Below are 18,275 nucleotides of genomic sequence, written 5' to 3'. Positions count from 1 at the left end.
AACTCCTATTCGTTGTTCTGACGGCACTTGTGCAGTAGCACAAGCAAGTTGTCCTTCAACAGGTACATGTCCAACTGCAACTCCTATTCGTTGTTCAGATGGAACATGCGCAGTAACCCAAGCAAGTTGCCCATGTCCTGCTGCAACTCCTATTCGTTGTTCTGACGGCACTTGTGCAGTAGCACAAGCAAGTTGTCCTTCAACAGGTACTTGTCCAACTGCAACTCCTATTCGTTGTTCAGATGGAACATGTGCAGTAACCCAAGCAAGTTGCCCATGTCCTGCTGCTACTCCTATTCGTTGTTCTGACGGTACATGTACTGCAACTTTATCTTCATGTCCTGGAAATTGTCCACAAGAAAAACCAATTAGGTGTCCGGATGGTTCATGTGCTCTTACTGCTTTAGATTGTCAAGGTGTTGGAGGCTGTCCAAAAGAAAAACCAATTAAGTGTCCTGACGGCTCATGTGCTCTTACTGCTTTAGATTGTCATTTAGATTGTCAAGGTGTTGGAGGCTGTCCAAAAGAAAAACCAATTAAGTGTCCTGACGGCTCATGTGCTCTCACTGCTTTAGATTGTCAAAATATTGGAGGCTGTCCAAAAGAAAAACCAATTAAATGTTTTGATGATTCTTGTGTAGCTAAAATATCAGAGTGTTCAAAGCCACAGCAATGTACAATAGAAAAACCCATTAAGTGTCCAGATGGAATTTGTGTAACTAACTTTTTAGAGTGCTCATGTCCACCAGAAATTCCTATACGTTGCCCAAATGGACTTTGTACAAAAACCAAAGAAAACTGTACTTCTACTTGTTTAGAAACTCAAGTAAAGTGTTTTGACGGAAGCTGCGTAAATAGCTTTTCAGAATGTCCTTGTCCACCAAATATTCCAATAAGGTGTCCTAATGGATTTTGTGTTATATCTAAAAAGGACTGTACATCCTTTTGCTCACCTAACGAATTTAAATGTCCAGATGGTAGTTGTGTATCCAAACTCTCAGATTGTCCTTGTCCTATCAGTTCACCTATTAAATGTCCAAGCGGACTTTGTGTAAAGAAAAAACTTGACTGTTCTTTTGCTTGTGCACCAAATGAGTTTAAATGTTTTGATGGAAAGTGTGTCTCTAACTTTTCAGATTGTGCTTGTCCACCAAGTACACCATTTAGGTGCCCTAGCGGTTTTTGTGTTAAGAATGAGAAAGACTGTGATTCTTCTTGTCCACCAGGCCAAGTTAAATGTTTAGATGGGAATTGTAAGCCTAATTTTGCAGATTGTCCTTGTCCACAAAATGCTCCATTTAAGTGTGAGAACGGATTTTGTGTAGCAAGTGCTGAAAAATGTACTAAAAAATGTCCACTAAATCAAATCAGATGTTTTGATGGAAGTTGTGTAAGTAATTTTTCAGAGTGCCCATGCCCACCAGATATACCAGTAAAATGTCCAAACGGTCTTTGCACAAATGTTAAAGAAAATTGTCCGGTAGATTGTTTAGAAGGCCAGATTAGATGTCCTGATGGAAGTTGTGCAACTACTTCTTTAGAGTGCTCATGCCCACCTGAAATCCCAGTACGTTGTCCAAATGGTCTTTGTGCAAAGAACAAAGAAGATTGCACATCAATTTGTAAAGAAGATCAAATTAGATGTCTGGATGGAAGTTGTGTAAGTAATCCATCAGACTGTCCATGTCCACCTGACATTCCTATTAAATGTGCAAATGGATTTTGTGTAGTAACTAAAGACAGTTGTCCAAAGTCAGAGCTTTGTCCTGATGAAAAGCCAGTTAGATGTTCTGATGGAAGCTGTGCAGTTACTAAAGAAGATTGTACAAGAACAATTAAAATAGATCCTTCTTCAGGAATAGCACAAATCAATAAAGCACTAAGAAATTTAATCCTTGCAAGAAATAAGCTTTCAAAGTCATCTAGAATTGCTAGACCTTTAGCTAAGAAGATTCTCTCCATTATAAAAGAAATAAGAAACCAAATTAGATTTGGTGGAGAAAATTGTGGTGATGATACAATTCTTTCTACAGATGACTTAATATCCGTAGTAGATGAAGTAGACGCACTTAGCTGTAGTGAAGATAGCACTTCAAGTTCAAGCTGCATCCCAGAAGACGTAGTTACTGAGTTCCGTGAAATAGTTGATGAGGCTATAAGTATCATCCTCTCAGTTATTGACATAGATGAGAACGAAGATCTTGTACCTGATATCTGCAAGAAGAAGTAACAATCTGTTATCAAAAGTTCTTATGTTTATTAGTAGAAAAAACTACTTGATAATTTCTTTTATATCAGCAATTTATATTTTGTTTTTTTGTAACCAAGTATATGCTCAGCAAACTATATTTAATGTACCTTCTGCTGATGTACTTGAAAAAGGACAAATATTTATTCAGCATGAAAGCCAGTTCTCAGGAGACTTTGGTTTGTTTACTAATTATGCATCGCTTGGAGTAGGAAAATATACTGAACTTGATTTAACTTTGTTTGGTGTTGGAACAAATAATGTAAAAAATGAAACACTTGGTATTGGATTTAAAACAGCACTGCCAGTTCATAAAGAAAGCGAAACAAAATTTACTTTTGGAAATATAGTTCCTGTTTCACTTAGAGGTAATGGTGTAGGAGGATACTTTTACTCTCATTTGAGCACACGGTTGCCAAAGATTAAAACAAGACTTACTTCTGGTGTTTTAGTTGGAACAACCACATTGTTTGGAAGAGATTTTGTTTCATATATTGCTGGAGTTGAGCAGCCTATTACAAAAAGATTTGGCATAATTATGGATTATCATTCAGGGAAACATGCTAATGGATTTTTAATCCCTGGCTTTTATTATGGCTTTCCTAAAAATATTACCTTGTGGGCTGGATATCAAATACCAAATAATAAAGCTAATGGTGACAATGGATTTGTAATTGAACTTTCTAGAATTTTTAGCTTAAAATAAATCAACATTAATGAATGTTCAAGAAAAAATATTAGTAACTGGAGCTACTGGATATGTTGGTGGAAGATTAGTACCAAGATTACTTAATGCGGGATACAAAGTTAAAGCAGGAAGTAGATCGCTAGATAAATTAAAAAGCAGAGAATGGGCAAACCATCCAAATGTTGAACTAGTAACTTTTAATGCTTTAAATTTAGAGTCTCTTACTCAAGCATTAAGCGGATGTTCAGTTGCTTATTACTTAATTCATTCTATGAGCCCCGAGCAAGAGGATTTTGAACATGCTGATAAGCAAGCTGCTCAAAACACGGTTGCAGCTAGTGAAGCACATGGGCTAGATCGAATTATTTATCTTGGCGGGCTCGGAGAAGAAAATCCTTATCTCAGTAAGCATTTAAAATCAAGAGCTGAAGTTGGAAGGATATTACAATCAGGCCAAGTAAAAGTAACAGTATTACGTGCAGCAATGATTATTGGTTCCGGCTCTGCATCATTTGAGATATTACGGTATTTAGTAGATCGCTTACCAGTTATTATTTCTTCTCATTGGCTGCAAACACCATGTCAACCAATTGGAATTAGAAATGTACTTGAATATTTAATTAGTTGTTTAAACCATGAGGAAACAAGTGGAAAGACTTTTGATATTGGCGGCACTGATGTTCTTTCTTACCAAAAACTAATGGAAATTTATGCAGAGGAGGCACACCTTAAAAAACGCTGGATTATTTCACTTCCAGCACTTACACCAGTACTAAGTTCATATTGGATTAATTTAATAACTCCTGTTCCAGCTGTTATTAGCAAGCCACTTGTAGAAGGTTTACGGAATCCAGTAGTCTGCCGAGATAATAGAATTACAAAAATTATTCCACAAAAATTATTAAGTTGTAGAGAAGCAATTAGACTAGCACTTGAAAGACTAAAGCAACAACAAGTAGAAACCAGCTGGACAGATGCAGGAATAATCTCACATCCTGAATGGAACTATGAAGGTGATCCTGTTTGGGCTGGTGGAACAACATACGAAGACAAACGTTACATTATTATTGATGGAAGCCCAGATGAAGTATGGCGGCCACTTATTAGAATAGGAGGTGCAACTGGTTGGTACTATGGGGATTGGTTGTGGCAATTTCGTGGATTATTAGATCTTTTCTTTGGAGGTGTAGGTCCAAATCGAGGACGCAGACATCCTGTAGAACTAAGAGCAGGTGATGTACTTGACTTCTGGAGAGTAATAAATGTTGAACATGCAAAAAAAATACTGCTTGTAGCAGAAATGAAATTACCAGGTGAAGCAGTACTAGAGTTTGAACTTAATAAAATAGATGAAAACAAGACTAAACTAGTACAAACAGCAAGGTTTATTCCAAACGGGTTTGGTGGAATTGCTTACTGGAATTCTGTGACACCACTACATAATCTTATATTTAATGGAATGCTTAGAGGGATTGCAAAAGCTACAAGAAAAAAAATCATAGACGGACCAAGATTAGTTACTAATTTTTACTCTTCCTAAAAAAATTATTAAAATTGAATCTCTCTAATTTATTGAATGATAGAATATTTTAATCAGTTTTTTAACCAGTTAAGGAGTATTAAAGAAAGTGTTTGTAACATCAACTACTCAAAAACCTGCTAGTGTTGCTCAAATTGTATCCAGGGTAAATAACACATTAGATGCGGTTTCTAAGTTAGAAAATTCTTTTGGGGCTAAAAGTCCAACAGCAAAAAAAGTTACTACTTTGCCAAGGTTACACCCAAATATTACTACTGCAGATTTAATAGCTTTAAGAAATACTCTGACCCAGTTTCCATACGATGGTTTATATTTATCTGATTCTAAAGATGCTTTAAAAAATTTAGCCACAGATTTAGAATACATCCAAATTTTTAATGAAGCAGGTGTAAAAGGATTGAACAAGTATTTGGAAGATATTTTAAATAATCTTCGTTCTGCTAAATCTGAACAAGAAAAGAATGAACTTATTGAAAAACTACATATGTTTATATATAGAGGAATATATAACTTTCCTCATGTAGTAAAAGGTGTTGAAATAATTTTAAGGCCTGGTGCATATGAAGGCTCTAAAGAATTTGGAGATCGATTTGGTTCTGATTATTATAGATATAAATATACGCAACTAGTTGATGCACTTCAAAAAGAGGGTAGAGAAGTAACTAACAGTTTAACAATAGAGCTTCCATATTCATTTACTACAGGGACACATGGTTCTGGGGAAAGAGCTGCAAGAGGAGCATCAGTAGACAATTTAGAGTTTACGACTATTGGATCTTGGGGAAGGAAAAATAAAGAGAGAGCAACTGGCCTAGGTATTGCTATAGAAGTACCTTTAATTGTGTGGAAGCTAAGTTACTTTACCCTTGATGAAATTGAAGCTGTAAGATTTACTACCAATGGTAATTTTACTCCTTATCTAAAAGACGAAGAGACATTGCTTAACAGATCTAGCTACATAAATCACTATCTTTGGTTTAGAGACTTTTCAGGATGTAGCATTGACCTGCAAAAGCTAGGTAGCTTAAATGATCAAGAAGCTAAAGAGTTAAGAAAGTTTGTATTTCCATTAAGAGTTAGAAATCTATTTGATGAAGAACATGAATTGTCGGGCACAAAATTAAAAAAAGGATTTTTAGCAAAGATTGAAGATAGTAAAGTGGTTCTTTATGAAATTGATAATTTAAAAATAGGTGGTAGGGATAGCGATTCATGGGAAGATGCATATAAGCTAGCACTGAAAATAATAAGAGGTGAGATAAAAGATCCTTCCTCTATAAAAGTGTATACAGGAGATGATGTAATAAACAGACTCACTGAAATTAATATAGAACAACGAAGGTTTTAATTTTCATTAAACTTGGTGGAGACCTAGTTAACGGTATTTCCTACTTTAGTAAAATCCCCACCTACATAAACAATACCAGTCATTTCATCTACAGCTATAGCATTTACAGAACCATTGAAAGCAAGATCTGTAGAGTTTAAAACTGGTGACTTGAAATTTGATTTGGCACCTAAAGGTAAAAAATTAAAGAAAAAAGAAAGTAATATGAGAGAAAAAAATGTTTTTTTACTTTGTAAAATCTTCATGTAGTGTTTTCTAGTATACCTTGAGATATATAAGCTGAGCTTATAAAATAAAGTCCTATCTATAAACATCTTTTCTATGCCTGATTTTATAAACCGTTACTATTTTGTTTTTATCATCAATCTCATAAATTACTCTGTACATTCCTACTCTAATACGGTAACTGGTATCATTTTTAAGTTTTTTAACACCCATTGGTCTTGGAGCACTTGTTAGTAAATCTATCTTTCTAATAATTTGTTCAGCAAATTTTGTGGGTATTGCGCTTAATTCTTTTTCCGCAACAGGTTTAAACGAAATATCATACTTTCCCATTTTTTTTGTAGAATCTCTTTTTTACTTCTTCAAATGGGATAGATTTTTCATGTCTACGATCTTCAATTGCCTGTAAGTCAGCTAAATCTTCAAGTAAATTTTCATACTTGTTAATAGGAATAATGACATCAGTCTTATTGCCTTTGTCATCGTAAATGTATCTGATTTTTTTCTGTGCACTCATGTCTTTATTATACTGTCTTTATGAATTTGAAGGCCTAGTTAACGATGTTTCCCACCTCGTTGATGTAAATATGCCAGTGAAGGTGGTTTAGTTATAAGAGCACAATGATTTTAGAACTTTACAGATTTTACTCTTTCTAGTATTAAGTTAAAATTAATTAGTTTGTTTCGAGTGTTTTAAACAAGGTAAAAATGCTTACTGCAATTAATCTTATTCCTAATCTGAGAGCTCCTACTTTAGAAGTAAAGTTGCAAGCAACATATGATAGTAGAAATATAGAAAAAGATGATGCAAGTGAAGCAGCTCAAGCATTAATTGATCATGCTATTAAAAATCAAGATGTTGCAGATGATCCACCAAATGGACCTAATCGTCCACTTCGTTATTCAGGAGCATATGCACTTGCCTTACTTGGGAAAAAATATACAAGCATTGTAGTTCCAGTATTAACAAACAATTTTAATTTATCTCTTGCAAGGCTAAAAGAAAATCCAAAAGATTTTAAGTCAATCTATACTTGTTATGCAATTGCTCTTGCTGTAAGAGAAATTGGAAAAGAAGCTTCAGAGACTATCCCTATATTACAAACAGCAATGACTAAGTGTGCTGTTCAACCTGTACGTTACATGTCAGCTTCTGCTTTAGGATATATTGATGAGATAGGAGAATCAAAAAATGATTTAGTAAATGCATTAAACGATAAAGATTGCAATGTTGCTCTAGAAGCTGCCTATGCAATTATAAGGATTGATAGTTCATTGGCAAACAATGTTATAGAAGTTCTAAGTAAGAGAATCGATGCTTCTAGATTTGGAGGTACTCTTGAAAAAATAATATCTTTTAATGGAGATAATTTTTTAATTGAGCAATTAGGAAATGAAGATAAAATAACTAGTCATGCTGCTGAGTTTGCACTTTTAGAAAGATTAAGAAGAAAAAGTCCAAATACAGTCGAAACCGCCAACGGCGATCTCGGGGGCTTGCCCCCGAGTAGTTAAAAGATTATTAACCGCTCTAACTACCAATAGTAAGGCTGAAGTACGTCGTAAAGCAGCTTTGATTCTTGGCAAGTCAAAAATTTTTGATGAACAAATAATAAAAGGATTAATTACTGCTTTATCAGATAAAGAAGATGAAGTCGTTAAAGTATCTGAGGCTTCTATTAAAGCATTAGGAAAAAATGCCATCCATGCAATTCCTCATTTAAGAGAAAAAATAATGGCTGAAGATCTTTGGGTTCAAGTTGAAGCACAATGGGCTATCTTTGAAATTGAAGAACCTGCCTGACAAAGCAGGTAGTCACATGTGTTTCCCACTTTTTATAGCTAACTGAAAGTGGCTTGAGAGAAGTAGAGCTAAAAATATTTAATCTTGGTAAAAATCCCCAAATCTTTCATTCGGGTTACGTTTCTCTCTGTAGGTTTCAAGCAATCTTGCTATTTCAGATACAACACTTTTACCTAGAATATTTTCTTTACAGATTTTATTTAACCTTGTTCCTTCAAAATTTCCACCTGCATGAATATTGTATCTATTTGTACTTATTCCAATTATTCCAAGTTCAGCCATTGGGGTGCGCGAGCAGGAGTTTGGACAACCGCTCATCCGAAGTGAAAGCATCTCTTCTCCATAGCCAAGTTTTTCAAGTTCATCAATAATACTAGGCAAGGCTCTCTCAGCTTCAGCAAGGGCTAGTCCACATGTTGGCAAAGCAGGACATGCCATTGAGTTCCTTCTTAAGTTAGAAACATTTTCCACGGTGTAAATTTTATATTTCTCTATGATTTTATTTATCTCATCTTTGTGCTCTTCTTTTATATTTGCAAGTATTATATTTTGCTGTGGAGTTAATCGAATATCTGGACTAAACTTTTCAACTATTTCTTTTAATCCGGTTTTTATTTTTCTCTTGTCAGAATCACATATCTTTCCATTTTCTATAAATAATCCTAGATACCACAAATCTGATTTCTGATTATGCCACCCTAAATGATCATAGACATTATAATTTTGTATTTTTTTAAAAGGTTCTAATTTAGATCCTGTACGACTTTCTAATTTTGTTCTAAACCAATTTATTCCTTTATCTTCAATTAAATATTTCAATCTTGCATGTTTTCTATTTACTCTTCCACCATAATCCCTATGGATAGTTACAATTTTTTCAAGAGTTTTAATTAATCTTTCAGGTGTAACAAAACATAATTCACTACCTAACCTTGGAAATGTTTCTGGTTTCTTATGAGTGTAACCAAGTCCTCCACCTACTAGGATGTTAAAACCCCATAGGGATTTGTCATGGCAAATCCCTACCACACCAACATCCTGTATAAAAACATCAACACAATTATCATGTGGCAATGCTAGTCCTATTTTAAATTTCCTTGGTAAATAAGTTTTACCATACAGTGGTTCTTGTTCTATCCCAGTATTTTTCTCTCCATCAATCCAAATTTCATAATATGCTCTGGACTTTGGTAAAAAATGATTTGAGATTTCTTGTGCAAGCTTATTTAAATTTATTGAACAATCTGGATCTATATCACATACTGGACATGCTGTTACATTTCTAACTGTATCACCACAGGATCCATAAGTAATTACTAGGCTTTGATTGATTTCATTTAATGTCTTGTTTAAATCTCCTTTTATAACACCGTGGAACTGAATTGTTTGTCTTGTTGTAATACGTAGGGTTTGATTTGAATATTTATCACAAATTGAATTTAAACCAAGATATTGTTCTCCTGTTAATTGTCCCCCAGGAAGTTTAGTACGGATCATAAACATATATTCTTTATCTATTTTTTGAGATACTCTTTGCATTCTTGTATCACGATTGTCTTGTTGGTAAATACCATGAAACTTTAATACTTTTGTGGTTTCCTCTTTAAAATGTGATGTATCTTTTGATAGTTCTTCTTTTATGTCTCCACGTAAATAATTACTACTTCCTTTTATTATTTCTTCTTTTGTATGCTCAGGATTTTCATCAGGCATAATAAATTAATTCTATCGTACCCTTAATAAAATCTTAATACATGTCTACAGATCAAACAAAACAATTTTTCAATAGGTTAAATTTCTCATATCTTTTAATTCTAAAATCTCTAACAGCTTACTAACAGGTTAGTTGTTTCCAGAGAGTTTTTTTTTGATTTGTGTAAATTATTTTTCTAAGTAAGGTAGTGAGAATATTCACTCGGGTATAAATCCTTAGTCTGTTCTTAAGCAAATGACCTTAGCATCTTAGTATCAAAAGCTCACTGATTATAAAAAAATTAAAGGAGAGGTAATTATGGTTATAAAAGAAAATAATCTGATAGATTTAGGATTTGTAAATAGGCTTACTGAACTTCCTATTACAAACAGAGAGAAAGAGATTTTGGTTCATCTGGCCCAGGGAAAGACTAACAAAGAAATTTCACAAGCATTAATGTTAAGTCCTTCTACTGTTAGAAATCATATCTCCAGCATTTTTACAAAGCTAAATATCTCAAACAGATCACAAGCTACTGCTATTGCTATTTATGCTGGATTATTAAACTTCAAAACTAGCAATGGTGAAATAAAAGAAGAACTAAAAACAACATTATAAAAAAATGGAAACTTACTAGTGCTAATATATGTACTTGTGGGTTCTGAAATAAAATTTGGTACTGATGGCTGGAGAGGAGTAATAGCAAAAGACTTTACCTTTGAAAATATAAGTTTAGTATCTATAGCATGTGCAGAACAATTTTTAGAAGACTTAAAATATAAATCAGATATAAATAATCTTGTTTTTATTGGATATGACAGAAGGTTTTTAGGAAAAGAATTTGCTGAAAGAGTTGCAACAATATTTTCTGCTAAAGGCTTAAATGTAAATCTTTATAATCAAGATGTTCCTACTCCAATGATTTCTTTTGATGTAAAGAAGAATAATGCCCTAGGAGGAATTGTTATTACTGCAAGTCACAATCCACCTGAGTTTTCAGGTTTTAAGGTTAAAATGCCAGGTGGCTGCTCTGCAAGTAAAGACTATACAAACAAGATTGAAAAAAGATTAGAGATATTGCATGCAACACCTTTACTACAAATAAATAATTATAAAACCATTGATCCATCTAAAGATTACATTAGTTACATAAAACAAACTCTTGATATTGAAAAACTAAAAAATATAAATGAAACAGTCATTATTGATTCTATGCATGGTACAGGAGGAAATTACATTGAAAGTTTTTTAAGTGATGGGAAAATTAAAGTTAAAACCATAAGAAGAGAAAGAGATGTAAATTTTGGTGGAATAAATCCAGAGCCAATGATGCCACAGCTTTTACCTTTGTCTGAAGAAGTTATAAAAAATAGAGCATTCATTGGTTTAGCTACAGATGGAGATGCAGATCGTGTAGGTGCAATTGATGAAAATGGTGAATATATCAACACTCACAAAATTTTATCTTTGCTTCTTTATTACTTGGTAGAAAAGAAAAAATTATCAGGTGGAGTAGTAATTACTTTTTCTCAAAGCGTTCTTGTAAAAAAGATGGCACAAAAATATGGCTTAAAACTTTATGAAGTACCTATTGGATTTAAACACATTGCTGATTTAATGTTAAAAGACAACATCTTGATAGGTGGAGAAGAAGCAAACGGAATCGGCTGTAAGCTACACTTCATGCCTGAGAGAGATGGAATATTTAATGCACTGCTTTTACTAGAAGCAGTAAATTCATTTGGTTTAAAACCAAGTAAATTAATAGAACAATTACATAAAAAGTTTGGTGAGTTTTACTATGACAGGATTGACTTACACATACCTAAAACTAAAATGGGAAAAGACTTTGTAGAAAAAATAAAGTCAAGTCCACCTAAAGAAGTCAATAATCTAAAAGTAAAAGAGGTCCAAACTCTTGATGGCACAAAATTAATATTTGAAGATGATAGCTGGCTTTTGTTTAGGGCATCAGGGACTGAGCCACTGCTTAGAATTTACAGTGAAGCTAAAAGCAAAAATAATGTAGTTGAGAATTTAAAAACTGGAGAGTCCTTATTTAGTTTAATTTGCCCTTCCCTACAGGCCCAGCATCTTGTTCATTAAGTTGTTCAGCACCTGTCCAGCCAATAAAATAATCTTTTGCATCTTTACTTTCAATTGCTTTATAAAGATTTTGTTCTTTTACTAAGTTTGCACCACTTAATTGGTTTCTTGCAAATTTAATATATTCCTCATCAGTCATATAGTTATAAATATCCGGATGAGCTCTTACAAAAAGTTTATTTTGGAATTCTTTTACTTCTATTGGATTATAAATTACATGCAATGGTATGTTAACACTTACAAGATTAAAAAGTTCTTTTATATCTTCAGAATACATTCTTATACAGCCATGAGTACTTGCTTTTCCAACAGAGCTTAAATCAGAAGTCCCATGAAAGCCAAATTCCTGGTTTTTTTTATTCATTGCAAACCCAAGCCAATATTGCCCAATTGGATTTGTTTCACCAGGTGCAATAACCTTTGACTGCCTGTATGGATTTACCCAGGATGGATTATATATTCTTCTTACAATTTTAAAATCACCAAGTGGAGTAGGTGTAAGAGAAGTACCAACACCTACCGGGTATTCTTTTACTAATTTTCTGCCACTGTAAAGTGAAAGTTTTTTAGCTGCGACATTTAAAACTAATTCATATCTTTGGTTAAGTGTACGTAAAGAAAAAGCAGGTAAGAAATTTAAAAAAACAAGAAAACACAATAAAGGAAGAATTACTTTTTTCATGTTTATATTATTCCACAACTATGGCTTCTTCTAATTCTCCAATTCTCTAATTTCTAGCCCTCACCACATCCCAGCTACGTTTTTATTTACTGCATCTTCAGGGAGGTAGTTTGAATCTACATCAAAAGGAGCTTTTTCTTTAGCTGAATCAAAAGCTTTTAAAGCTTCTTGGGCAACGGGTTTACCCTTATCTAATTTTGCTAAGTCTTCTGTACCAGTATCTTGTCCTCCTGCTAAACGACTTTGTTCTAATTTAGACAGTTCGTCTAATAGTGATTTTTGCTCATTAAGGGTTAGTTCTTTTCCAATTCTTCCACCAATAATTACATACTGAGAATCTACTACTGGTGTTGCATCAGTGATTTCTCTGTCGGCACCGCTTATTCCTTCTATAGCTACTCTTGCTCCACGTACAGAACCTTCAACTGCACCACCTGTAAAACCAGCAAAGAGCCCAGTTACAGCTCCAGTAACAACTGCTGTAGCTGAAGAAGCCCATGCTCCTGCTTTGCCTGAAACATCTCCACCTAATGCACGGCTAGCTGAATCAGCAGTTTTAACACCAATCTTTGTACCTTCATATAAGCCCTTACCAGCACCAGCTACAGTCCCTGCTGCTAGTCCGAAAGGAGCTGCAATTGCACCAACTACTTTACTCTTAGTATCAAACTGTTCTCTAGGAAGTTGTGAAAAATCACCAACCAAGTAAGTATGATGTGGAATGCTAACTGCTGGTCTTATGTCGCTTTTTGATCTTTGGACATCTTTTTCATGAACTGTGTTCTTGTCAAAAAGAAAATTTTCCTCAAGTATAATTCCTTTTGCACCTATTTTAAAAAATACTGTGGGTTGTGAAACAAATTTTGTGTCACTTACTTTATAAGAAATATATTCACCTTGGTTTACTGGTTCTTGTCCTGTTAGACTAAATTTTTCAAGTACTTGACTTAAGGATTCACCCGGCCTGGCACAAGCAGGTAAAACAATAAATTGACTAACTAAAAGCATTGATAAAAAAATATTCAAGCATTTCATTTCATTTCTCCTTTAATAATTATTGACGCCTACAAATCTTTTAAGGTTTCAATGTAGACTTCTAGTGAAGATTATAGTAAATGATATAAAAGCAGTAGTAATACACAAGAAATATTGATAGTTCTCAATTAAATTTTAAAATTTCCTGACTGATCCTGTAACTACGCCTACAATCTTAAACTCACTTTCAGGATAAATATCTTTATATGCAGGATTAGCAGACTTTAAATAAAACTTTCCTGCTTTTCGTCTTAAGTATTTAACAGTGTAACCACCATCTATGAGAGCAACAACAATTAATCCATGAGTTGGCTGAATTTTTTTGTCAACTAGAATCAGATCTCCATCATATATTCCAGCAAGGGTCATTGAATCTCCTGCAACTTTAAGCATAAAAGTTCTCTCATTATCAGCTCTCATATAGTTTTCAAAGTCAAATATTTCATAGCTTTCTTCAGCAAGAGCTGGATGACCAGCAGGAATTCTTGAATCATAAATTTTCAAGCAAAAGAGTTTTTTATCTAGGAATAAAAAATTATCAATTTTTTTAACTACTCCACTAAACATAAGAGTCTCCAAATAATGTTGTACAGAATTGTGAAACTTAAAATTTAAATCCTCAGCAATTTGTCTCATTGAAGGCAAAGGATTTTTTCTGTATTGCTTTTTAAGTGCTAAAAGAAAATTATTTTGATTTTCGGTGAGTGTAGCTAGCATTTAAGCTATAGACTTGTACAAACGTACAAAGGTTCCTTTTTATATAGGTTCAGACAAGCTGAACCTTCCTTGGGTCGCTCCTATCTTGCAAGACCGGTTTTGGTGAGTAAATCACACAAAACCTATATTTGCTATTTATAAATTATATTCTGCCTAAAAAATTGCTTTGACATTTATAATTATATTCGATTATGAAGATAGGTATTCCTAATGAAATACAAGGAAATGAAACAAGAGTTGCACTTGTACCTCAAAGCATAAAAAAAATTACTCAAAAAGGTATCGAAGTTCAGGTTGAATCTGGTGCAGGTGAAGCTTCTTTTTTTAGTGATAAAGAATATGAAGAAGCAGGTGCAAAAATTATTAAAGATACAGATTTGCTTTATTCTACATCTGACTTAATAATAAAAGTAAGAAAGCCAGAGTTTAATGAAATTGGTTTAATGAAAGAAGAGGCAGCACTAGTTTCAATACTACAAGCAACAATAAACATAGATACCTTAAAAAAATTAACTACCAAAAAGATAACAGCATTTTCATTAGACAGCATTCCTAGAATAACACGAGCCCAGAGCATGGATGTTTTAAGTTCAATGAGTACTATTAGTGGTTACAAAGCTGTTCTAATAGCAGCAAATCACTTACCAAAGTTTTTCCCAATGCTTATGACAGCAGCAGGTACAATTGCACCTGCAAAAGTTTTTATTATTGGTGCTGGTGTTGCTGGCCTTCAAGCAATTGCTACTGCTAAAAGGCTGGGTGCAGTTGTTGAAGCTTTTGATACAAGACCAGTAGTAAAAGAACAAACAGAAAGTTTAGGTGCAAGATTTGTTGAACTTGATTTAGGTAGTGAAAAAACTGAAGGTGAAGGTGGTTATGCTAAACAAATTTCAAAAGAACTTCACCAAAAAGAATTAGAGTTAATTGGAAAGCATGTTAAAAAATCAGACGTGGTAATTACAACTGCTCAAATCCCAGGTAAAAGAGCACCAATATTAATTACAGAAGCTATGGTAAAAGAAATGCAAGCAGGAGCAATAATTGTGGATCTAGCAGTTGATCAAGGTGGAAATTGTGAAGTTACTGAGCTTGGTAAAACAATAGTTAAAGATGGCGTAACTATTAGTGGACTTTTAAATCTTCCTTCAACAATGCCAAATCATGCAAGTCAAATGTTTTCAAAAAATATGGAAAGTGTAATTGCACACCTTGTAAAAAATGGACAGTTAAACTTTGATTTAAATGATGAAATAAACAAAGGAGCATTGGTTGCTCATAAGGGTGTGATTCTGCAAGAAAATATAAAACATCTTCTTGCAGGAGTACGTTAGAATTGGAGAATAAAAAATGTCATTTGGTGAACTTTTAATTACAATTTATATTTTTGTCTTAGCAATTTTTATTGGTTTTGAAGTTATTTCAAAAGTACCACCAACTCTCCATACACCACTTATGTCTGGTTCAAATGCAATTTCTGGAATTACCGTTGTAGGTGCATTAATTGCAACAGGAGATGTTAACACTACAACTACCTTTGTTGGTCTTGCAGCAGTTGTACTTGCAATGATAAATGTAGTTGGTGGTTATGCTGTCACGGACAGAATGCTAAAAATGTTTAAGAGAAAATGAAATTGGAGCATTAGACAGTGCAAGAAAATTTAATTAACTTATCTTATCTGGTTTCTGCAGTTTTGTTTATCCTTGGATTAAAAATGTTAAGCTCACCTAAAACTGCAAGGTCTGGGAATTTTTATTCTGCGCTAGGTATGCTTATTGCAATTTGTTCAACGCTAATAGATAAACATATTGTTAGCTACCAATATATTTTTCTTGGATTGTTAATTGGTTCAGCTATTGGTGCATATTTGTCTGTTACTGTAAAAATGACACAGATGCCTCAAATGGTAGGTCTTTTAAATGGCTGTGGCGGTTTAGCATCAGCACTAGTAGCAACTTCCGAGTATATAAGCCACTATAATAATCAAACCTTATATGGCATTACTACTACAACAATAACTTTAATCATTGGAGCAATAACTTTTACAGGAAGTGTAATGGCTTATGGAAAGTTAGAAGGCTTTATTAGCGGGCAGCCAATTACATATCCATTTCAAAAGACATTAAACTTATTTCAGTTTTTTGCAATCGTATGGGGATTAGGTTATTTATGCTTTCATCCGGAAAATTTTATTTGGTTTATTGTAGTTGGAGTAATATCTTTTATCTTAGGTGCACTTTTAGTTCTGCCAATTGGCGGGGCTGATATGCCAGTTGTAATTTGCTTATTAAATTCATATTCAGGTATGGCAGGATGTGCAGCTGGTTTTATCTTATCTAACTATTGTTTAATTATTACTGGTTCACTTGTTGGTGCATCAGGGATTATTCTTACTCAAATCATGTGCAAAGCAATGAACCGTTCAATGTTAAATGTTATGTTTGGAGCATTTGGAAAGTTAGATCTAAGCAGCATAGATAAATCAAAGACACAGACCGTCCAAGGATATACACCTGATGATGCAATTGTTGTTTTAGAAAATGCAAGTTTAGTAATTATTGTACCTGGATATGGACTTGCAGTTGCACAAGCCCAGCATAATGTAAGGGAACTTGCAGACCTGCTTGAAAAAAAAGGAGCAGAAGTTAAATATGCAATTCATCCTGTAGCAGGAAGAATGCCAGGACACATGAATATTCTGCTTGCTGAAGCAAATGTGCCTTATGAAAAACTTTATGAGATGGATGATGTAAACCCTGAGTTTGAAAGAGCAGATGTAGCACTTGTAGTAGGTGCAAATGATGTAACAAACCCTGCTGCAAAAAATAATTCAGCAAGTCCAATATATGGAATGCCAATTTTAGATGTAGAAAAAGCAAAGACAATTATATTCTTAAAACGCTCTATGGCTCCAGGTTTTGCAGGAATTGAAAATGAACTTTTTTTACTTCCAAAAACCATGATGCTTTTTGGTGATGCAAAAGATACAATTGTAAAGCTGGTTAATCTTTTAAAATAAGACAAGCTAACTTGCTGGATTTAGAGATTAGTGTGTATAATTTAGCTAGGAATTTTTATCATGGGACTATATGAATTAGTAAAAAGTAAGAGAAAAGAAATTTTAAAGCTTGCTCAAAAGCATGGAGCTTTCAATGTCAGAGTTTTTGGCTCAGTGGCAAGGCAGGAAGCAAATGAGAATAGTGACATTGACTTTTTAGTAGATTTCCGACCTGAAGTTGGACTTTTAGGCTGGAGTGAATTATGGCTTGATCTTGAAGATTTACTTGGTCATAAAGTTGATGTTGCAACTGAAAAAGTTTTAAAAGAAAGAATTAAAGATCATGTTTTAAAAGAAGCTAAGCATTTATGAGAGATGATAAATCAAGGCTCTTGGATATTTTAGAGGCTATGGAGCTTTTAGATAAGAACCTGTCCTTCGGTAAGTCTCTACACGAATTAGATGAATTAAAGTTTATGGGTGTAGTTAGATGCATTGAAATCATTGGTGAGGCTTGCAGATATTTATCAGAAGAATTGAAGAATAAGTATCCTGAAATACCTTGGCGACAGATTGCTAATATGCGAAATATTCTTGCACATCAGTATTTCAATATAGATACAGAAAAAGTAGAAAAAGCTATCAGAGAAGATCTTCCAAAGATCAAAGAAAAGGTGAAGGAAATTCTGGAAGTCATAGAGTAAACTTTCTTACCAAAAACCATGATGCTTTTTGGTGATGCAAAAGATACAATTGTAAAGCTGGTTAATTTATTGAAGTAATTTTAGTATTTGTACTATACTAATCAGTTATGCCTAAAAAATATTTGTTTAAGATCAATACTCCAATCGGTTTAAACATTAGAACTACTCAAGAGTACTGGGAACTCATACAAATAAAACACCCAGAAACCACAATGTGTTTAACATTGATAAAAAATACTTTAAAAATGCCTGACTTAATTACAAAAAGCAAGATAGATAATAATGTCCTGCTTTTTTATAAGAGAATAAACAGTTATTGGATTTGTGTTGTCACGAAATCTATGGACTTAGATGGATTTATAATCACAGCCTATATTACTGATAAAATAAAGGAAGGAGAAAAAATATAGCCAAGTTAAAAATAATTCATGACAGAAAAGGTGAAACCTTAACAGTATATTTTGATAAGCCTTCTAGAAATCAAGTTTG

21 protein-coding genes are annotated in these 18,275 nt (G+C 33.6%); 14 read left to right on the top strand and 7 right to left on the bottom strand.

The annotated features are described in order from the left end of the window. The 4 genes from HYY52_00435 to HYY52_00420 form a co-directional block, all read left to right on the top strand. A partial coding sequence (locus HYY52_00435; GenBank protein ID MBI2995165.1) for a hypothetical protein occupies window positions 1–2,230 on the top strand: 2,230 nt, incomplete at its 5' end. Between the two features lie 22 nt (window positions 2,231–2,252). After that, the gene (locus tag HYY52_00430; protein ID MBI2995164.1) at window positions 2,253–2,954 is read left to right on the top strand and encodes a hypothetical protein; all 702 of its coding nucleotides are present in this window, start codon (window positions 2,253–2,255) and stop codon (window positions 2,952–2,954) included. Between the two features lie 10 nt (window positions 2,955–2,964). Next, on the top strand, window positions 2,965–4,476 hold the full coding sequence (locus HYY52_00425; GenBank protein ID MBI2995163.1) for an SDR family oxidoreductase: 1,512 nt from the start codon (window positions 2,965–2,967) through the stop codon (window positions 4,474–4,476). 88 nt (window positions 4,477–4,564) lie between these two features. Beyond that, window positions 4,565–5,824 (top strand): hypothetical protein, encoded by a 1,260-nt coding sequence (locus HYY52_00420; GenBank protein ID MBI2995162.1) that lies wholly within the window; start codon window positions 4,565–4,567, stop codon window positions 5,822–5,824. Between the two features lie 23 nt (window positions 5,825–5,847). Here the strand turns inward: HYY52_00420 and HYY52_00415 are convergent, their stop codons facing one another. The 3 genes from HYY52_00415 to HYY52_00405 are packed head-to-tail and all read right to left on the bottom strand — an operon-like array spanning window position 5,848 to window position 6,566. Beyond that, entirely contained in the window at window positions 5,848–6,069 is a 222-nt protein-coding gene (locus HYY52_00415; protein MBI2995161.1) for a hypothetical protein, read from the bottom strand. Between the two features lie 55 nt (window positions 6,070–6,124). After that, window positions 6,125–6,382 carry a type II toxin-antitoxin system RelE/ParE family toxin gene (locus tag HYY52_00410; protein ID MBI2995160.1) on the bottom strand — a complete coding sequence of 86 codons (258 nt, stop codon included), beginning with the start codon at window positions 6,380–6,382 and terminating at the stop codon, window positions 6,125–6,127. Then, entirely contained in the window at window positions 6,369–6,566 is a 198-nt protein-coding gene (locus HYY52_00405; protein ID MBI2995159.1) for a hypothetical protein, read from the bottom strand. Before HYY52_00405 ends, HYY52_00410 begins: the two co-directional genes overlap by 14 nt. 191 nt (window positions 6,567–6,757) lie before the next feature. Here HYY52_00405 and HYY52_00400 point away from each other — a divergent pair, with 191 nt between their 5' ends. Beyond that, a complete protein-coding gene (locus HYY52_00400) occupies window positions 6,758–7,564 on the top strand; it encodes a hypothetical protein (GenBank protein ID MBI2995158.1) in 807 nt (268 codons plus the stop codon). Then, window positions 7,512–7,853 (top strand): HEAT repeat domain-containing protein, encoded by a 342-nt coding sequence (locus HYY52_00395; protein ID MBI2995157.1) that lies wholly within the window; start codon window positions 7,512–7,514, stop codon window positions 7,851–7,853. The genes HYY52_00400 and HYY52_00395 overlap by 53 nt, the downstream gene beginning before the upstream one ends. A 78-nt stretch (window positions 7,854–7,931) precedes the next feature. Here the strand turns inward: HYY52_00395 and HYY52_00390 are convergent, their stop codons facing one another. Beyond that, complete coding sequence (locus HYY52_00390; GenBank protein ID MBI2995156.1) at window positions 7,932–9,566, bottom strand: NADPH-dependent assimilatory sulfite reductase hemoprotein subunit; 1,635 nt, start codon at window positions 9,564–9,566, stop codon at window positions 7,932–7,934. Between the two features lie 298 nt (window positions 9,567–9,864). Here HYY52_00390 and HYY52_00385 point away from each other — a divergent pair, with 298 nt between their 5' ends. Both HYY52_00385 and HYY52_00380 read left to right on the top strand, forming a co-directional pair. Beyond that, entirely contained in the window at window positions 9,865–10,164 is a 300-nt protein-coding gene (locus HYY52_00385; protein ID MBI2995155.1) for a response regulator transcription factor, read from the top strand. 48 nt (window positions 10,165–10,212) lie between these two features. Beyond that, on the top strand, window positions 10,213–11,652 hold the full coding sequence (locus tag HYY52_00380; protein ID MBI2995154.1) for a phosphoglucomutase/phosphomannomutase family protein: 1,440 nt from the start codon (window positions 10,213–10,215) through the stop codon (window positions 11,650–11,652). Here the strand turns inward: HYY52_00380 and HYY52_00375 are convergent. The 3 genes from HYY52_00375 to HYY52_00365 all read right to left on the bottom strand — a co-directional run bounded on the left by HYY52_00375 (window position 11,606) and on the right by HYY52_00365 (window position 14,086). Continuing rightward, complete coding sequence (locus tag HYY52_00375) at window positions 11,606–12,334, bottom strand: L,D-transpeptidase (protein MBI2995153.1); 729 nt, start codon at window positions 12,332–12,334, stop codon at window positions 11,606–11,608. The two genes, HYY52_00380 and HYY52_00375, sit on opposite strands and share 47 nt — an antisense overlap. A gap of 60 nt (window positions 12,335–12,394) precedes the next feature. Further along, window positions 12,395–13,369 (bottom strand): hypothetical protein, encoded by a 975-nt coding sequence (locus HYY52_00370; protein ID MBI2995152.1) that lies wholly within the window; start codon window positions 13,367–13,369, stop codon window positions 12,395–12,397. 135 nt (window positions 13,370–13,504) lie between these two features. After that, window positions 13,505–14,086, bottom strand: a complete 582-nt coding sequence (locus HYY52_00365; GenBank protein MBI2995151.1) for a LexA family transcriptional regulator — start codon at window positions 14,084–14,086, stop codon at window positions 13,505–13,507. Window positions 14,087–14,277: 191 nt separating this feature from the next. Between HYY52_00365 and HYY52_00360 the strand changes: the two genes are divergently transcribed. From HYY52_00360 to HYY52_00335, 6 genes are all read left to right on the top strand, one after another. Beyond that, on the top strand, window positions 14,278–15,417 hold the full coding sequence (locus tag HYY52_00360) for a Re/Si-specific NAD(P)(+) transhydrogenase subunit alpha (protein MBI2995150.1): 1,140 nt from the start codon (window positions 14,278–14,280) through the stop codon (window positions 15,415–15,417). Between the two features lie 16 nt (window positions 15,418–15,433). After that, a complete protein-coding gene (locus tag HYY52_00355; GenBank protein MBI2995149.1) occupies window positions 15,434–15,715 on the top strand; it encodes an NAD(P) transhydrogenase subunit alpha in 282 nt (93 codons plus the stop codon). A 17-nt stretch (window positions 15,716–15,732) separates the two neighbouring features. Then, entirely contained in the window at window positions 15,733–17,103 is a 1,371-nt protein-coding gene (locus HYY52_00350) for an NAD(P)(+) transhydrogenase (Re/Si-specific) subunit beta (protein MBI2995148.1), read from the top strand. Window positions 17,104–17,163: 60 nt separating this feature from the next. Continuing rightward, a complete protein-coding gene (locus HYY52_00345; protein ID MBI2995147.1) occupies window positions 17,164–17,454 on the top strand; it encodes a nucleotidyltransferase domain-containing protein in 291 nt (96 codons plus the stop codon). Further along, window positions 17,451–17,786: a DUF86 domain-containing protein gene (locus HYY52_00340; GenBank protein ID MBI2995146.1), complete on the top strand. Its 336-nt coding sequence runs from the start codon at window positions 17,451–17,453 to the stop codon at window positions 17,784–17,786. Before HYY52_00345 ends, HYY52_00340 begins: the two co-directional genes overlap by 4 nt. Window positions 17,787–17,893: 107 nt before the next feature. Continuing rightward, the gene (locus HYY52_00335; protein MBI2995145.1) at window positions 17,894–18,196 is read left to right on the top strand and encodes a hypothetical protein; all 303 of its coding nucleotides are present in this window, start codon (window positions 17,894–17,896) and stop codon (window positions 18,194–18,196) included. Window positions 18,197–18,275: the final 79 nt, after the last annotated feature.

The organism is Candidatus Melainabacteria bacterium, from assembly GCA_016193285.1.
Classification (GTDB): Bacteria; Cyanobacteriota; Vampirovibrionia; order 2-02-FULL-35-15; family 2-02-FULL-35-15; genus JACPSL01.
Note: the sequence above shows the minus strand (reverse complement) of the source record. Positions and strands in the feature narration are given on the sequence as shown.

What these genes read in the sequence shown, in the direction of transcription:
- HYY52_00405 (MBI2995159.1), bottom strand. Translation starts at nt 6,566, where the DNA reads ATGAGTGCACAGAAAAAAATCAGATACATTTACGATGACAAAGGCAAT.
- HYY52_00430 (MBI2995164.1), top strand. Translation starts at nt 2,253, where the DNA reads ATGTTTATTAGTAGAAAAAACTACTTGATAATTTCTTTTATATCAGCA.
- HYY52_00360 (MBI2995150.1), top strand. Translation starts at nt 14,278, where the DNA reads ATGAAGATAGGTATTCCTAATGAAATACAAGGAAATGAAACAAGAGTT.
- HYY52_00410 (MBI2995160.1), bottom strand. Translation starts at nt 6,382, where the DNA reads ATGGGAAAGTATGATATTTCGTTTAAACCTGTTGCGGAAAAAGAATTA.
- HYY52_00415 (MBI2995161.1), bottom strand. Translation starts at nt 6,069, where the DNA reads ATGAAGATTTTACAAAGTAAAAAAACATTTTTTTCTCTCATATTACTT.
- HYY52_00385 (MBI2995155.1), top strand. Translation starts at nt 9,865, where the DNA reads ATGGTTATAAAAGAAAATAATCTGATAGATTTAGGATTTGTAAATAGG.
- HYY52_00335 (MBI2995145.1), top strand. Translation starts at nt 17,894, where the DNA reads ATGCCTAAAAAATATTTGTTTAAGATCAATACTCCAATCGGTTTAAAC.
- HYY52_00365 (MBI2995151.1), bottom strand. Translation starts at nt 14,086, where the DNA reads ATGCTAGCTACACTCACCGAAAATCAAAATAATTTTCTTTTAGCACTT.
- HYY52_00345 (MBI2995147.1), top strand. Translation starts at nt 17,164, where the DNA reads ATGGGACTATATGAATTAGTAAAAAGTAAGAGAAAAGAAATTTTAAAG.
- HYY52_00340 (MBI2995146.1), top strand. Translation starts at nt 17,451, where the DNA reads ATGAGAGATGATAAATCAAGGCTCTTGGATATTTTAGAGGCTATGGAG.
- HYY52_00375 (MBI2995153.1), bottom strand. Translation starts at nt 12,334, where the DNA reads ATGAAAAAAGTAATTCTTCCTTTATTGTGTTTTCTTGTTTTTTTAAAT.
- HYY52_00390 (MBI2995156.1), bottom strand. Translation starts at nt 9,566, where the DNA reads ATGCCTGATGAAAATCCTGAGCATACAAAAGAAGAAATAATAAAAGGA.
- HYY52_00355 (MBI2995149.1), top strand. Translation starts at nt 15,434, where the DNA reads ATGTCATTTGGTGAACTTTTAATTACAATTTATATTTTTGTCTTAGCA.
- HYY52_00425 (MBI2995163.1), top strand. Translation starts at nt 2,965, where the DNA reads ATGAATGTTCAAGAAAAAATATTAGTAACTGGAGCTACTGGATATGTT.
- HYY52_00400 (MBI2995158.1), top strand. Translation starts at nt 6,758, where the DNA reads ATGCTTACTGCAATTAATCTTATTCCTAATCTGAGAGCTCCTACTTTA.
- HYY52_00370 (MBI2995152.1), bottom strand. Translation starts at nt 13,369, where the DNA reads ATGAAATGCTTGAATATTTTTTTATCAATGCTTTTAGTTAGTCAATTT.